The organism is Amycolatopsis pretoriensis (genome assembly GCF_900107925.1).
Taxonomy (GTDB): Bacteria; Actinomycetota; Actinomycetes; order Mycobacteriales; family Pseudonocardiaceae; genus Amycolatopsis; species Amycolatopsis pretoriensis.
Window position 1 is genome coordinate 516,704 of sequence record NZ_FNUJ01000004.1, and the last position, 15,117, is coordinate 531,820.

Below are 15,117 nucleotides of genomic sequence, written 5' to 3' on the forward strand. Positions count from 1 at the left end.
AAGACGGTACCCGCGAGTGCTGTGCGTCACTCGGGAGGAAGGGCTTCGCGCATTTCCTTGGTGTTGCGGAAGATTTACTTCCGAGTGACCCACGCGAAGGGTCAGCCCCACGTCAAGAGGGTGGCGGGCGGTCCAACCCCCGGTAGGCTCCTCTTCAAATCATGGGACGCGGGGGCTCTCCGGTGCCCACCAGGGAGCCGCCCGGCCCGCGAGGAGGTTCGGGCGTGGCCCTCGTGGTCCAGAAGTACGGCGGATCGTCGCTGGAAAGTGCCGACCGGATCAAGCGCGTGGCGGAGCGGATCGTCGCGACGAAGAAGGCGGGCAACGACGTCGTCGTCGTCTGCTCGGCGATGGGTGACACCACCGACGAGCTGCTCGACCTGGCGCAGCAGGTCAACCCGGCGCCGCCGGAGCGGGAGATGGACATGCTGCTCACCGCCGGTGAGCGCATCTCGAACTCGCTCGTCGCCATGGCCATCGCGGCCCAGGGCGCCGAAGCCTGGTCGTTCACCGGTTCGCAGGCCGGCGTCGTCACGACGTCGGTGCACGGCAACGCGCGCATCATCGACGTCACCCCGAGCCGCGTCACCGAGGCGCTCGAGCAGGGCTACATCGCGCTGGTGGCGGGCTTCCAGGGCGTCGCGCAGGACACCAAGGACATCACCACGCTCGGCCGCGGCGGCTCGGACACCACCGCCGTCGCGCTGGCCGCCGCGCTGAACGCCGACGTCTGCGAGATCTACTCCGATGTGGACGGTGTGTACACCGCCGACCCGCGGGTGGTGCCGGACGCCAAGAAGCTCGACACCGTCACCTACGAAGAGATGCTGGAGCTCGCCGCCAGCGGTTCGAAGATCCTGCACCTGCGTTCGGTCGAGTACGCGCGCCGCTACGGCGTCCCGATCCGTGTCCGTTCTTCCTACAGTGACAAGCCGGGCACGACGGTGACCGGTTCTATCGAGGAGATCCCCGTGGAACAAGCCCTGATCACCGGTGTGGCGCACGACCGCTCCGAAGCCAAGATCACGGTCACCGGGGTGCCGGACCACGCCGGTGCCGCGGCCCGGATCTTCCGCGTGATCGCCGACGCCGAGATCGACATCGACATGGTGCTGCAGAACGTGTCCAGCACCGTGTCCGGCCGCACGGACATCACGTTCACGCTGTCGAAGGCCAACGGCGCCGCGGGCGTCAAGGAACTCGAGAAGGTCAAGGCGGAGATCGGCTTCGAGTCGGTCCTCTACGACGACCACGTCGGCAAGGTCTCGCTCGTCGGCGCCGGGATGCGCTCGCACCCGGGTGTCACGGCGACGTTCTGCGAAGCGCTGGCCAACGCCGGCGTCAACATCGAAATCATCAACACCTCGGAAATCCGGATCTCGGTGCTGATCCGCGACGCTCAGCTGGACGACGCCGTGCGCGCGATCCACGACGCGTTCGAGCTCGGCGGCGACGAGGAAGCCGTGGTCTACGCGGGGAGTGGTCGCTGATGGCGAATGGGTTGCGGGTCGGGGTGGTCGGTGCGACCGGCCAGGTCGGCGCGGTCATGCGCAAACTGCTGGCGGAGCGGGAGTTCCCGATCGCCGAACTGAGGTACTTCGCTTCGGCGCGCTCGGCGGGTTCGACGCTTCCTTGGCGCGACACCGAGATCACGATCGAAGACGCCGCAGAAGCGGATCCGTCCGGTTTGGACATCGCACTGTTCTCCGCGGGCGGGTCGACGTCGAAGGCGCAGGCGCCGCGGTTCGCCGAGGCGGGCGCGACGGTGATCGACAACTCCTCGGCGTTCCGGATGGACCCGGACGTGCCGCTGGTCGTCAGCGAGGTCAACCCGCAGGCCGTCAAGGAGGCGCGCAAGGGGATCATCGCGAACCCCAACTGCACCACCATGGCCGCGATGCCGGTGCTGAAGCCGCTGCACGACGAGGCCGGGCTGGTCCGGCTGGTCGCGTCGACCTACCAGGCGGTGTCCGGCAGCGGGCTGGCCGGCGTCGACGAGCTGGCGGGCCAGGTCAAGGCGGCCGCCGAGCACGCGGCGCTGCTGACCCACGACGGCGCGGCGATCGACTTCCCGAAGCCGGCGAAGTACGTCCGCCCGATCGCGTTCAACGTCCTCCCGATGGCCGGGTCCATTGTGGACGACGGTGAGTTCGAGACGGACGAAGAGAAGAAGTTCCGCAACGAGAGCCGGAAGATCCTCAGCATCCCGGGCCTCGGCGTCTCGTGCACCTGCGTGCGCGTGCCGGTGTTCTCGGGCCACTCGATCTCGGTGAACGCCCAGTTCGAGCGGGCGCTGACGGTCGAGCGCGCGACGGAGCTGCTGACGCACGCGCCGGGTGTCGAGCTGTCGGAGGTCCCGACCCCGTTGCAGGCGGCGGGCAACGACCCGAGCTACGTCGGCCGCATCCGCGTCGACCAGGGCGTCGAGAACGGCCTCGCGCTGTTCATCTCGAACGACAACCTGCGCAAGGGCGCGGCGCTCAACGCCGTGCAGATCGCGGAGCTGATCGCCGAGCAGTCGTAGTACACAGTGGACGAATAAACTCGCTTGGCCGTTTCGCGGTGCCCGGGGGATCCTGGGCACCGCGAAACGCTTTCCAGGGGAGGAAACCATGTACACCGCTGTCGACGGAGCCCGCGTCCCGATCCGGATGTGGGCGGATCCCGCGTCGGTCGAAGACCAGGCCATGCGGCAGCTGCAGAACGTCGCGAACCTGCCGTGGGTGCACGGGCTCGCCGTGATGCCCGACGTGCACTACGGCAAGGGCGCCACGGTCGGCAGCGTCATCGCCATGCGCGACGCCGTTTCGCCCGCCGCGGTCGGGGTCGACATCGGGTGCGGGATGAGCGCCGTGCGGACGTCGCTCACCGCCGCCGACCTGCCCGACGACCTCGGGAAGCTGCGTCGCCGGATCGAAAGCGCCGTGCCGGTCGGGTTCGGGCTGCACAAGTCGCCGGTGAACCCCGCGAAGGTGCACGGCGTCGGCGGCTGGGACGCGTTCTGGCAGGGCTTCGGCCGGCTGCACGAAGGCGTCCAGCAGTTGCACGACCGGGCCGCGCGGCAGATCGGCAGCCTCGGCGGCGGGAACCACTTCATCGAGGTCTGCCTCGAGCAGGGTGGCGCCGACTCGGGGCGCGTCTGGCTGATGCTGCACTCGGGTTCGCGCAACATCGGCAAGGAGCTCGCCGAGCGGCACATGGCGGTCGCGCGGAAGCTGCCGCACAACGCCGACCTGCCGGATCGGGACCTCGCGGTGTTCGTCGCGGGCACGCCCGAGATGGCGGCGTACCGGCGTGACCTGTTCTGGGCGCAGGACTACGCCGCGCGCAACCGCGCCACGATGGTCGCGCTCGTGAAGCTGGCGCTCGCCGAGGTGGTGCCGGGCACCACCTTCGACGACGCGATCTCGTGCCACCACAACTACGTCGCCGAGGAGACCTACGACGGCGTCGAGCTGCTCGTCACGCGGAAGGGCGCGATCCGCGCCGGCTCGGGTGACCTCGGGATCATCCCGGGCAGCATGGGGACCGGTTCGTACATCGTCCGCGGTCTCGGGAACAAGTCGTCCTTCGAGTCGGCGTCGCACGGCGCCGGCCGCCGGATGTCGCGCAACAAGGCCAAGAAGCTGTTCACGGCCGACGACCTCGCGGCGCAGACGGCGGGCGTCGAGTGCCGCAAGGACTCGGGGGTCGTCGACGAGATCCCGGCCGCGTACAAGGACATCGAAACGGTGATCCAGGCCCAGACGGACCTGGTCGAGGTCGTGGCGCACCTCAAGCAGGTGGTCTGCGTCAAGGGCTGAGCGGTACCTTGGCGCCATGACGAGGGGTGGAACGACGGCCGCGCTGCTGGCCGCCGCCGCACTGCTGTTGAGCGGGTGCGACGAGGTCGGCAACGCGGTCGATCAGGGGTCGAAGACGGTCGACAAGGTGGGTGTCTGCACCGAGGCGCTCGGGCTCGCGGACCTGAACCCGCTGGTCGACCCGGACAAGCTCAAGGCGCGGGCCGCGGACAAGGAGAAGCGGCTGCGGGAGCTCGCCGGGGACGTCCAGGACCAGGACGTCAAGAACGCGCTGCTCGGGATGGCCGGGTCGTACGTCGAGGTGCAGAAGGAACGCATCGAAGACGCCGGCGTCGTGGCCCAGTGGGTCCAGCGCAACGTCAAGAAGCTCGACGCCCTCCGCACCGCCTGCAGCTGACGCGCGAAAGCGTAGCTTTCACGTGAAAGCTACGCCCCAGGTGGGAGCTTTCACGTGAAAGCTACGGCTAACCCTCGGCCAGTGCCGGGACCGGCTCCGCGGCCGGTTCCGGTGCTCGCCGGTGGAGCAGGCCGGCCGCCGCGACCACCAGGCCGCCGAGCCCGGCCGCGGCGAAGCCCCACGCCGGGTTCGAGTGGTCGATCGCGAAGCCGACCACCGGGCTGCCCAGTGCCAGGCCGAGCCGCGTCGACGCGTCCTGCAACCCCATCGCCTCGCCGCGGACCTGCGGCGGCGCGATCCGGCTGACCGTCTCGGTGGTCGCCGCGAGCGTCGGCGCGCAGAGCAGGTTCGTCGGGATCAGCACCAGCGTCAGCAGCCACCACGAGTGCCCGGCCAGCCCGACCGGTACCACCAGCAGCGCGAGCAGCAGCATCAGCACGCCTTGGGGCAGCGACCGCTTCACGGCCCCGTGCACGATGCCGCCGGCGATCGACGCCGCGCACATCACCGCGATCACCAGCCCGGTCACGCCGAGGTCGCCGTTCTCCCGCAGCGTCGCGAGCGTCGCCAGCTCGGTGCCGACGAGCACGAACAGCGTGCCGGCGGCGATCAGCAGCGTCGCCACGAGCCGGCCGGTCAGCCAGCTCCGCAGCGGCGGCCGGGCGGTGGACGCGCCGGGCTCGACGGCTTCGCGGATCGGCGGGTTCACGAGCCAGATCAGGAACGCCGTGCCGCCGAACAACGCGCCGAGCGCGCTCAGCGTGAACGTCGGGGAGAGCGTCGTGATCGCCGCGATGCCGAGCGCCGGACCGATCATGAACGTCGCTTCGATCGAGATCGTGTCGAGCGAGTACGCCGCGCGGCGCTCCTCGACCGGCACGAGCGCGGCCAGGACCTGGCGCGCGAGCGACCCCGCGGGCACGGAGAGCATCCCGGCCGGGACCGCGACCGCGGCGAGCGCCGCGTAGGGCAGGTGCGGCGCGGCGAACCAGAACACCGTGGTGCCGGTGCCGCAGAGCGCGACGATCGGGCGCAGGCCGTAGCGGTCGAAGCAGCGGCCCAGCAGCGGCGCGCCGAGGGCCATGCCGAGGGTGATCCCCGCGCCGACCAGCCCCGCGGCGCCGTAGCCGTGGCCCAGCCCGGTGACGATGTACAGCGTCAGCAGCACGCCGTTCATGGTCATCGGCAGCCGCGCCAGGAACATCAGCGCCATCGTCGACGGGACGCGGGGGACGGACAGGACCCGGCGGTACGGCTGGAACGGCACGTACTCGATGAGAACCCAAGGTGGTACGCGCGTGCAAGTTATTTCCCCGTGGCGTTCACCGATTTTGAGAGCTACTCTCATTTGGCAGTAACTATCAATTGGGAGTAGCTATGACTCAACTCCAGCCACGCAGGTGGTGGGCGCTCGGAGCGCTCGCGGTGAGCCTGCTGACCGTCGGGCTCGACCTGACCGTGCTGAACGTCGCCGTGCCGACGCTCGCCGTCGACCTCGGCGCCACGACCACGCAGCTGCAGTGGTTCGGCAACGCGTACACGCTCGCGCTGGCCGCCCTGCTGCTGCCGGCGGGCCTGCTGGGCGACCGGTTCGGCCCGAAGAAACTGCTGCTCGGCGCGCTCGCGCTGTTCGGCCTGGCCTCCCTGGCCTGCGCCTACGCGAGCACGCCCGGCCAGCTGATCGCCGCCCGCGTCGTGCTCGGCGCCGGCGCGGCGTTCCTCATCCCGCTGTCGCTTTCGCTGCTCAACACCCTGTTCCCCCCGGAGGAGCGGGCGAAGGCGCTGACGACGTGGGTGATGGCGACGTTCGCCGGCATCCCGCTCGGGCCGCTGCTCGGCGGCTGGCTGCTCGACCACTACGCGTGGGGTTCGGTGTTCCTGATCAACGTCCCGTTGACCGTCGTCGGCCTGGTCGCGGTGCTGTTCCTGGTGCCGCTCACGCCCGGCTCCGGCCGCGGCCGGATCGACTTCACGGGCATCGCGCTCTCGGCGGCCGGGCTGGTCGCGCTGACGTACGGCTTCGTCCACGCGGGCGAGCACGGTTGGGCCGACCCGGTGACGTACGGCCTGATCGCACTCGGCGTCGCGGTGCTGGCGGTGTTCGGCTGGACGCAGACGCGCACGGCCGCGCCGCTCACCGACCTGGCGTTGTTCCGCGAGCCGCGGTTCGTCTGGGGCGCGGTGCTCGCGACGATGGCGTCGTTCGCGCTGATGGGTTTGCTGTTCGTGCTGCCGCAGCTGTTCCAGGCGGTGCAGGGGGCCGACGCGCTGCAGACCGGCGTGCGGCTGCTGCCGCTGATCGGCGGGATGCTGGTGTCGGCGAAGGTCGCCGAACGGCTGGTCGCGGTGGTGGGCGTGCGGGTGGTCGTCACAGCGGGGTTCGCGCTGCTCGCGGGTGGGTTGGCGTGGGGTTCGGCGACGTCGCCGTCGGACGGCTACGGCTTCACGGTGGCCTGGGCGAGCGTCATCGGGCTGGGCACGGGGTGCACGCTGCCGCCGCTGATGACGATGGCGATGGGCGCGCTCACCGAGGGGCGCTCGGGCGCCGGGTCGGCGCTGATCCAGGTGCTGCGCCAGGTCGGCGGCACGATCGGGGTGGCGGTGCTGGGCACGGTGCTCAACGGCGTCTACCGGGACGGTGTTGCCGTCGGAGGGTTGCCGGCGCCGGTGGCGGACGCGGTGCGCGGGAGTGCGTCGGGTGCGGTGGCCGTCGCGGAGAAGCTGCACCTGCCGTCGCTGGCGGAGTCGGCGCGGGTGGCGTTCACCGACGGCATGGCGGCGACCCTGTGGGTCTGCGCCGGGCTGGGGGTGGCGGGTGCGCTGCTCGCGCTGCTGTTCCTGCCCGGGCGGGCGGCCCCGGAGGTGCGGCCGCGAGAATCGGAGCATGACGTCGTCGCCAGCTGAGCCCTCGGGGCTGCGGGAACGCAAGAAGGCCAAGACGCGCGCCGCGATCCAGCGGCACGCGTTGCGGCTGTTCCGCGAGCAGGGGTACGCGGCCACGACGGTCGACCAGATCGCGGCGGCGGCGGAGATCTCCCCCAGCACGTTCTTCCGCTACTTCCCGACGAAGGAAGAGACGGTGCTGTACGACCCGTTCGACCCGCTCCTGATCGCGGCGGCCCTGGCCCAGCCGGCCGAGCTGAGCCCGATCGGCGCGTTGCGCGCGACGGTGGACGTGATCCGCGAGCAGTTGTCGGGCGAGGCGTGGGAGCAGGAGCGGCAGCGGCAGTTGCTGGTGTTCCGCGAGCCGGAGCTGCGGTTGGCGGTGATGGACAAGTTCGCGGAGGGGATCGAGCTGCTGGCGGGGATGGCGGCGGAGCGGACCGGCCGGTCGCCGGACGACTTCGAGGTCCGCAACTGGGCGGGGGCGGTGGTCGGGGTGGTGCTGGCCGCGTTCGTGGGGGCGGCGGCCGACCCGGAGATGGACACGCTGGTGGTGCTGGACCGAGCGGTGGCGCACTTGGAGGCGGGGCTGCCGCTGTAGGAGTGGGGCTGCGGCTGCGCGGTTGGGCGCGGGCGGCCGGGAGGGCGCCTGCTCGCGGCGGTGGCACGCGCGCTAGCGGTGGCGCCCGGCTGGCGGCCGCTTAGCGGGTGGGGTGCCCTGCCGGCGAATGGGCGCATGCGGCCGGTGGTGCTCGGGAAAGGCGCCAGCCCGCGGCGGGGCGGGTGCAACCCCACCGGCGAGGCTTGGCCGGTCGATGGCGCATGTGGCAGGCGGTGCTCGCGCGGCCGACCGCCGTAAGCCACCCGATCGGCCATCCGTGTCTCCCGCCCCACCTGTGGCCGTTTCCCCACCCTTCCCCGCGCCCGATTTCGGAATTGATTTCGCATTCCCACCCCCACCTCGGGGAACACCGTGTGGGTGGCGGTGCGAGCGTGGGGGACGACCCGTCTGGAGCAGTCTCGACACGCGGTCCGACGGAGTGATGAAGCCAAATGATCACCGTTTACACCCGCGTGAGTGACCGAACTGCTCCACAGTGGACTCCCACTACCACCAGTAACGACAACAACAGGCCAGGATGATCTTCAGGGGGAAGGGCAAGATTTCGACGTTAATCAATTGCGGGGCAGTTCACCTCAAACGCATCCGGCACGTAAGGGTTAGAAAACGTCCCCAACCGGTGATCGGGTGGCTTATCTCCGATACGGGGGGTATCGATTTACCCCGTCAGGTCTCGACGCCAGGAGGTAGGAAATGAAAGGCAAGTTCGGGCGGTCCATCGCCCTGGTAGCCGCGAGCAGTCTGCTGGCGGTCGGAATGGCGGGGCTCGCGGCCGCGAGCCCGGGCGGGGGCAAGGGTTCCTCCAGCACCCAGGCCCTCGCCGCGCAGGTGCTCCAGATGCGCGACGACCTGACCAAGGTGGCCTACGCGGGCAACGTCGGTGCCACGCGCACCGACCTCGGTCACCTGAGCCCGGTGCTCGCGGACATCGCCGCCGGGAAGCGCTACACCGTCCAGACCGACACCGAGCAGCTCGCCGGCCTGGCCAAGGGCCGGGCGGACGAGTCCAGCCGGCTCCTGGCCGACCCGACGGCCAAGGCCCGCCAGCTGCCGCCGCTGCCGGTGCCGATCCCGGCGCTGCCGGACCTGCCGGGGCCGCTGAAGATCGTCAGCGACCTGGTGAAAGCCCTGCTCGCCGCCGTCACCGGCATCCTGGGCGGGATCCTCGGCGGCCTGCCCGTGCCGCCGCTGCCGGTGCCCCCGCTGCCGGTCCCCGGCTCGTAGCCACCGAAAGCAGCCACCGAAAGCAGCCACCGAAAAACAGGGGGACCCGGAGCCCGGTCGCGGACATTCCTCCGCGCCGGGCTCCGGGTTCGTGGTCAAGCGAACGAGTCAGGCGAACGACAAACCCTGCCGCAACGCGCCCGCCGTCTCGGCCAGCGCCTCGCGGAACCGCGTACCCACGCCCGTGAAGTTGATGAACCCGTGGATCAGGTCCTCGTGCCGCCGCAGCGCCACTTCGACCCCCGCCGAGCGCAGCTTCTCCGCGTACGCCTCACCTTCGTCGCGCAGCGGGTCGAAACCCGCCGTGACGACCAGCGCCGGCGGCAAGCCGCTCAAGTCGTCCGCGTGCAACGGCGACAGCCGCGGGTCGGTCAGGTCCGTGCCCGAAGGCACGTAGTGGCCCTCGAACCACTTCATGTGCACGTCGGTCAGGAACAGGTCTTCGGCGAACAGGTCCTGCGAGCGGTACCGCCGCGAGAAGTCCGTCGCCGGGTAGATCAGCAGCTGGAACGCCGGCGCCGGGCCGCCCCGCTGCACGGCCTGCTGCGCCGTGACCGCCGCGAGGTTGCCGCCCGCGCTGTCGCCGCCGACGGCGATGCGCGCCGGGTCCGCGCCGAGGTCGCTCGCCTTCGCGACCGCGTACTCGAACGCCGCGAGCGCGTCCTCCGTCGCCGACGGGAACGGGAACTCCGGGGCCAGCCGGTACTCGATCGACAGCACCCGCACCCCGGCGTGCTTGGCCAGGAACCGGACGGCGTTGTCGTGGCTCTCGCGCGTCCCGATCACCCAGCCGCCGCCGTGGAAGAACACGAGCAGCGGCGACTTTTCGGGCAGCCCGACCGGCGTGTAGAGCGTCGCCGGCAAGTCGCCATCAGGCGTCGGAACGGCGATCTCGCGCACCGAAACCGGCTCGATCGGCTTGCCGCTGACCAGGTGCCGCCCGACGTCGAGCAGGGCGCGCGACTGCTCCACCGACCCCTGCACGAGCTCCGCGCCGGACAGCTTCTGCAGCCGGAGCAGCAGCTGGGCGTCGAGCGCGAGGTCCTGGCCGTCGATGCGCACCGGACGTCCCGCGAGGGCACGCTTCACCGGCGTGGGCAGCCAGAACGCGAGCTGGGACGCCGCGGCCTGGGCGCGGACCGGGAGCGGGATCGCCATCGTTGCCTCCTGGGGGTCGCCGGGGACGTTACTCGTCAGTAGGTATCCGGTCCAGCTGTGACGCGGCCCTCGGTCCCAAACTCTGGATGTCCACTTAAGTGGAGGGGTTAGCCTGAAAGACGTGACTTCAGCCAGGACGCTCAACGTGCTCGGGATCGGCGGCTCTCTGCGGGAGGGCTCCCAGTCCGAACGCGCGCTGCGGATCGCGCTCGAAGGCGCGGCCGAAGTCGGCGTCCGGACCCGGCTGCTTTCCGGGCCGGAACTGGTGCTGCCGTTCTACGACGCCGGGGAGCCGGACCGCGACGAGCGCGCCACCACCCTCATCGAAGCCGTCCGGCAGGCCGACGGGCTGATCGTCGTGTCGCCGGGCTACCACGGCGCGCTGTCCGGCCTGGTCAAGAACGCCCTGGACTACGTCGAGGACCTGCGTGACGACCAGCGGCCCTACCTCGACGGCCGCGCCGTCGGGCTGGCCGCCGTCGCGTACGGCTGGCAGGCCGCGGTCACCACGCTCGAGCAGCTGCGCACGATCACGCACGCGCTGCGCGGCTGGGCCACCCCGCTGGGTGGTTCGATCAACTCCGCCGAGACCAAGTTCGACGAAGGCGGTGGCGCGTCGGACGAGAAGAGCGTTCGCACGCTTCGCCTGATCGGGCGGCAGGTCGCCGAGTTCGCGGTGACGCGCGCCGCATGACGTTTTGCCCGGTGGCCGCCGGGTAATCGATCGACGTGATGCCCGCCATGTGGGGGCACTGTTCCGCGGGTGCGGGATGTTGTGCCCAGTGAGACGCTCGCTGTGGAGCGTCCGCGAACGAAGGCAGGCTGAGCATGGGTCAGGCGATCTACACCGCGGTGGCGACGGCGCGCGGCGACGGCCGCAACGGCGAGGTGACCTCGTCCGACGGCGTCATCGACGAGTCGCTGGCCATCCCGAAGGAGATGGGCGGCCCGGGCGGGGAGAAGACCAACCCCGAGCAGCTCTTCGCCGCCGGTTACTCGGCGTGCTTCCACAGCGCCCTGCAGCTGGTCGCGCGCCAGGCCAAGGTCCCGCTGAACGGCTCGACCGTCACCGCGGAGGTCAGCGTGCTCAAGCAGGACGTCGGGTTCGGTCTCGGCGTCGCGCTGAACGTCTCGCTGCCGGGCCTCGAGCAGGCCCAGGCCGACCAGCTGGTCGAGCAGGCCCACCAGGTGTGCCCCTACTCCAACGCGACCCGCGGCAACATCGAGGTCGCGCTTTCCGCCACCGTCTGACACCCAAGCCCGCACGAGTCCGAGGAAAGGATCACCAGAGATGAGCAAGTCTCCGATCAAGAGCCCGCTTTCCGAGGCCGACAAGGAGATCACCGGTAACGCCCTGCAGGCGACCCTGGTCGACCTGGTCGACCTGTCCCTCATCGCGAAGCAGGCGCACTGGAACGTCGTCGGCTCGAACTTCCGCAGCGCGCACCTGCAGCTCGACGAGCTGGTCAACACCGCGCGCCAGTACGTCGACGAAGTCGCCGAGCGCGCCAACGCCATCGGCATCTCGCCGAACGGCAAGGCCAAGACCGTCGTCGAGAGCTCGGGTGTGCCCGAGTACCCCGACAACTGGCAGTCCGTGGAGTCCACGGTCGCCGCGATCGTCGAGATCCTCGCGGCGCTCATCGAGCGGCTGCGCCAGCGCATCGACGAGACCGACAAGAGCGACCTCGTGACGCAGGACCTGCTGATCGAGATCACCCGCGCGCTCGAAGAGGCGCACTGGATGTGGCAGGCCCAGCAGGCTTGATTTTTTCGCGCGAAAGGGGTCGTTCCGGACGGGACGGCCCCTTTCGCGTTGCCGGGCTCAGTACGTTCGGTGGCATGGTCTTGCATCAGGGGAAAGCCGACCGCCCGGACCGAGCCGGCGGCACGAATCCGATGTACGCCGGGGCGAACCCGGCGCTCGCGGCGGGCTTCGTCATGCCGCACGACAAGCTGCGCGACGACTCGCTCCCGCCGGACTCCGCACTGCAGCTCGTGCGCGACGAGCTGATGCTCGACGGCAACGCGCGGCTCAACCTCGCCACGTTCGTCACGACGTGGATGGAGCCGCAGGCGCGTGAGCTGATGGCCGAGTGCGTCGACAAGAACATGATCGACAAGGACGAGTACCCGCAGACGGCCGAGCTGGAGCGCCGCTGCGTCAACATCCTCGCCGACCTGTGGCACGCGCCCGATCCGACGGACATCATGGGCTGCTCGACGACCGGGTCGTCGGAGGCCTGCATGCTCGCCGGGATGGCGCTGAAGCGGCGCTGGTCCAAGCTCGGGCGCACCGGGAAGCCGAACCTGGTGATGGGCGTGAACGTCCAGGTGTGCTGGGAGAAGTTCTGCGAGTACTGGGAGGTCGAGCCGCGGCTGGTGCCGATGGACGGCGAGCGGTACCACCTCTCGGCTTCAGAGGCCGTCGCACGGTGTGACGAGAACACGATCGGCGTGGTGGCGATCCTCGGCTCGACGTTCGACGGCAGCTACGAGCCGGTCGCGGAGATCGCGGCGGCGCTCGACGCGTTGCAGGAGCGGACCGGCTGGAACATCCCGGTGCACGTCGACGGCGCTTCCGGCGCGATGATCGCGCCCTTCCTCGACCCGGACCTGGAGTGGGACTTCCGGCTGCCGCGGGTGGCGTCGATCAACACGTCGGGCCACAAGTACGGGCTCGTGTACCCGGGCGTCGGCTGGGTGGTGTGGCGCGACCAGGCCGCGCTGCCGTCGGAGCTCGTGTTCAACGTGAACTACCTCGGCGGTGACATGCCGACGTTCGCGTTGAACTTCTCCCGCCCGGGCGCCGAGGTCGCGGCGCAGTACTACACGTTCGTGCGGCTCGGCCGCGAGGGATTCCGCGCGGTGCAGCAGGCTTCGCGCGACGTCGCTCTCCACCTGTCCGCCGGAATCGCCGGGCTCGGGCCGTTTGAGCTGCTGACCCGCGGGGACCAGCTGCCGGTGTTCGCGTTCACGACTCGCGCGGACGCGGGGTTCGACGTCTTCGACGTGTCACGACGGCTGCGCGAGCGGGGCTGGCTGGTGCCGGCGTACACGTTCCCGGAGCACCGGACGGACCTGGCGGTGTTGCGGATCGTCGTCCGCAACGGCTTCACGCACGACCTCGCGGACCTGCTGCTGGCCGACCTCGAGCGGGTGCTGCCGGAGCTGGCGAAGGAGGGCGGCCGCCCGAAGGACCCGTCGAAGGCGACCGCCTTCCACCACTGAGGCCGGAGCTTTCACGTGAAAGCTCCGGTCAGTGCCAGGACTTGGCGCGGGCGTACTGGTCGGGCCACGGGACGTCCGCGCCGAGCGCGTTCGCCGCGCGCAGCGGCCAGTGCGGGTCGCGCAGCAGCGCGCGGGCCAGGAACACGACGTCGGCCTGGTCGTTTTCGATGATCTCCTCGGCTTGCCGCGGGTCGGTGATCATGCCGACCGCGCCGGTCGGGAGGCCGGTTTCGGCGCGGATCCGCTCGGCGAACGGCACCTGGTAACCCGGGCCGACGGGGATGTCGGCGGCCGGGTTGTTGCCGCCGGTCGAGGTGTCGATCAGGTCGATCCCGCGCTCGGCCAGGAGCTTCGCGAGCCGGACGGAGTCGTCGAGGGTCCAGCCGCCCTCGGTCCAGTCGGTGGCGCTGAGGCGGGCGAAGAGGGGGACGTCCGTCGTCGCCCGCACGGCGTCGGCAATCTCCAGCGCGAGCCGGGTGCGGCCTTCGAAGTCGCCGCCGTAGCGGTCGGTGCGGGTGTTCGACAGCGGCGACAGGAACTGGTGGACGAGGTAGCCGTGCGCGAAGTGCAGTTCGAGCACGTCGAACCCGGCGCTTTCCGCTCGGCGCGCGGCCTCCGCGAACGCTTCCGGCAGGGCTTCCACTTCGGCCGTGGTGAGCGCGCGCGGGACGGCGTACTGGCCGAACGCCGTCGCGGACGGGCCGACGCTCTCCCAGCCACCTTCGGCGGGCGGGACGCTGCCGGGGCCTTCCCACGGCCGGTGCGCCGAGCCCTTGCGGCCGGCGTGGCCGAGCTGCATGCCGATGGCCGTGCCCTGGCCGTGCACGAAGTCCACGATCCGGCGCCAGGCTTCGACCTGGGTGTCGTTCCAGATGCCGGTGTCCTGCGGGCTGATCCGGCCCTCGGGGGTGACGGCGGTGGCTTCGGTCATGACGAGGCCGGCGCCACCGGTGGCGAACTGGCCGAGGTGCACGAGGTGCCAGTCACCCGGGACGCCGTCGGTCGCGGAGTACTGGCACATCGGCGACACCCACGCGCGGTTCGGCAGGGTGCGGCCGCGGACGGTGATCGGGCTGAAGAGTCGGCTCACGTAGAGGATCAACGACACGTGCCGGCCGTCTCTTCCCGTCGCCTCCGCGGGTACCGGCGAGTAACGTCGACCACATGGGTGTCGCTGCTGACGAACGCCAGGCCTTGAGCTCCCTCCTCGACGAACTCGGGCCGGATGCGCCCACGTTGTGCGAAGGGTGGACCACCCGGGACCTCGCCGCGCACCTCGTCGTGCGCGAGCACCGGCCGGACGCCGCTCCCGGAATCGTGGTGCCCGCGCTCGCCGGGTACACGCAGAAGGTCCAGGACCGCTACGCCGCCAAACCCTGGGAGACCCTCGTCGCGCAGGTCCGGCAGGGTCCGGGGAAGTTCTGGCCCACCGCCATCGGCCCGCTCGACGAGCTGACCAACACCGCCGAGTTCCTCGTCCACCACGAGGACGTCCGGCGCGCGCAGCCCGGCTGGGAGCCGCGGCCCGCCGACGCCACCCGGGACGCCGCCGCCTGGAAGTCCGCCCGGCAAGCCGCCAAGCTCAACCTCCGCAAAGCACCCGTCGGCGTCACCCTGCGCACGAAAGATGGCCGCGAAGCCGCCGTCAAGACCGGGCCCGACCCGGTCACCGTCGTCGGCGAGCCCGTCGACCTGCTGCTCTTCGTCTTCGGCCGGGACGCCGTCGACCTCGGCTTCGAAGGTGATGCGGCCGCCGTCACCAAGCTTCAGTCGGTGAACCGGGGGCTCTAGGCTGCGCG

Annotated in this window: 15 protein-coding genes; 12 read left to right on the forward strand and 3 right to left on the reverse strand. The window is 70.7% G+C overall.

The window, feature by feature from the left end:
* The first annotated feature begins 224 nt into the window (after positions 1-224).
* The 4 genes from BLV96_RS20035 to BLV96_RS20050 all read left to right on the forward strand — a co-directional run bounded on the left by BLV96_RS20035 (position 225) and on the right by BLV96_RS20050 (position 4,200).
* Positions 225-1,490: an aspartate kinase gene (locus BLV96_RS20035; RefSeq protein WP_091389363.1), complete on the forward strand. Its 1,266-nt coding sequence runs from the start codon at positions 225-227 to the stop codon at positions 1,488-1,490.
* Positions 1,490-2,524 (forward strand): aspartate-semialdehyde dehydrogenase, encoded by a 1,035-nt coding sequence (locus BLV96_RS20040; RefSeq protein WP_086684824.1) that lies wholly within the window; start codon positions 1,490-1,492, stop codon positions 2,522-2,524. The genes BLV96_RS20035 and BLV96_RS20040 overlap by 1 nt, the downstream gene beginning before the upstream one ends.
* An 88-nt stretch (positions 2,525-2,612) precedes the next feature.
* Positions 2,613-3,803, forward strand: a complete 1,191-nt coding sequence (locus tag BLV96_RS20045) for an RtcB family protein (RefSeq protein WP_091389365.1) — start codon at positions 2,613-2,615, stop codon at positions 3,801-3,803.
* A 16-nt stretch (positions 3,804-3,819) separates the two neighbouring features.
* The gene (locus BLV96_RS20050) at positions 3,820-4,200 is read left to right on the forward strand and encodes a hypothetical protein (RefSeq protein ID WP_208608277.1); all 381 of its coding nucleotides are present in this window, start codon (positions 3,820-3,822) and stop codon (positions 4,198-4,200) included.
* Positions 4,201-4,267: 67 nt separating this feature from the next.
* On the opposite strand, the gene BLV96_RS20055 is transcribed toward BLV96_RS20050, so the two are convergent.
* Entirely contained in the window at positions 4,268-5,404 is a 1,137-nt protein-coding gene (locus BLV96_RS20055; protein ID WP_091389427.1) for an MFS transporter, read from the reverse strand.
* 173 nt (positions 5,405-5,577) lie between these two features.
* On the opposite strand from BLV96_RS20055, the gene BLV96_RS20060 reads away from it, so the two are divergent.
* From BLV96_RS20060 to BLV96_RS20070, 3 genes are all read left to right on the forward strand, one after another.
* A complete protein-coding gene (locus BLV96_RS20060) occupies positions 5,578-7,104 on the forward strand; it encodes a DHA2 family efflux MFS transporter permease subunit (RefSeq protein WP_244180341.1) in 1,527 nt (508 codons plus the stop codon).
* Positions 7,085-7,684, forward strand: coding sequence for an acyl-CoA-like ligand-binding transcription factor (locus BLV96_RS20065; protein ID WP_208608278.1), 600 nt, complete (start codon positions 7,085-7,087; stop codon positions 7,682-7,684). Before BLV96_RS20060 ends, BLV96_RS20065 begins: the two co-directional genes overlap by 20 nt.
* A gap of 714 nt (positions 7,685-8,398) precedes the next feature.
* On the forward strand, positions 8,399-8,929 hold the full coding sequence (locus tag BLV96_RS20070; RefSeq protein ID WP_091389369.1) for a hypothetical protein: 531 nt from the start codon (positions 8,399-8,401) through the stop codon (positions 8,927-8,929).
* 108 nt (positions 8,930-9,037) lie between these two features.
* Here BLV96_RS20070 and BLV96_RS20075 read toward each other — a convergent pair whose 3' ends face one another.
* Positions 9,038-10,087, reverse strand: a complete 1,050-nt coding sequence (locus BLV96_RS20075) for an alpha/beta hydrolase (protein ID WP_091389372.1) — start codon at positions 10,085-10,087, stop codon at positions 9,038-9,040.
* 145 nt (positions 10,088-10,232) lie between these two features.
* On the opposite strand from BLV96_RS20075, the gene BLV96_RS20080 reads away from it, so the two are divergent.
* The 4 genes from BLV96_RS20080 to gad all read left to right on the forward strand — a co-directional run bounded on the left by BLV96_RS20080 (position 10,233) and on the right by gad (position 13,318).
* Positions 10,233-10,781 (forward strand): NADPH-dependent FMN reductase, encoded by a 549-nt coding sequence (locus BLV96_RS20080; protein WP_091389374.1) that lies wholly within the window; start codon positions 10,233-10,235, stop codon positions 10,779-10,781.
* Between the two features lie 134 nt (positions 10,782-10,915).
* Positions 10,916-11,338 carry an organic hydroperoxide resistance protein gene (locus BLV96_RS20085; protein ID WP_091389377.1) on the forward strand — a complete coding sequence of 141 codons (423 nt, stop codon included), beginning with the start codon at positions 10,916-10,918 and terminating at the stop codon, positions 11,336-11,338.
* A 40-nt stretch (positions 11,339-11,378) separates the two neighbouring features.
* Positions 11,379-11,855 carry a Dps family protein gene (locus BLV96_RS20090; RefSeq protein ID WP_091389379.1) on the forward strand — a complete coding sequence of 159 codons (477 nt, stop codon included), beginning with the start codon at positions 11,379-11,381 and terminating at the stop codon, positions 11,853-11,855.
* 74 nt (positions 11,856-11,929) lie between these two features.
* Positions 11,930-13,318 (forward strand): glutamate decarboxylase, encoded by a 1,389-nt coding sequence (gene gad, locus BLV96_RS20095; protein WP_091389382.1) that lies wholly within the window; start codon positions 11,930-11,932, stop codon positions 13,316-13,318.
* A gap of 28 nt (positions 13,319-13,346) precedes the next feature.
* On the opposite strand, the gene BLV96_RS20100 is transcribed toward gad, so the two are convergent.
* Complete coding sequence (locus BLV96_RS20100; protein ID WP_086679260.1) at positions 13,347-14,408, reverse strand: NADH:flavin oxidoreductase/NADH oxidase; 1,062 nt, start codon at positions 14,406-14,408, stop codon at positions 13,347-13,349.
* 74 nt (positions 14,409-14,482) lie between these two features.
* Between BLV96_RS20100 and BLV96_RS20105 the strand changes: the two genes are divergently transcribed.
* A complete protein-coding gene (locus tag BLV96_RS20105) occupies positions 14,483-15,109 on the forward strand; it encodes a TIGR03085 family metal-binding protein (RefSeq protein ID WP_086679217.1) in 627 nt (208 codons plus the stop codon).
* Positions 15,110-15,117 lie beyond the last annotated feature (8 nt).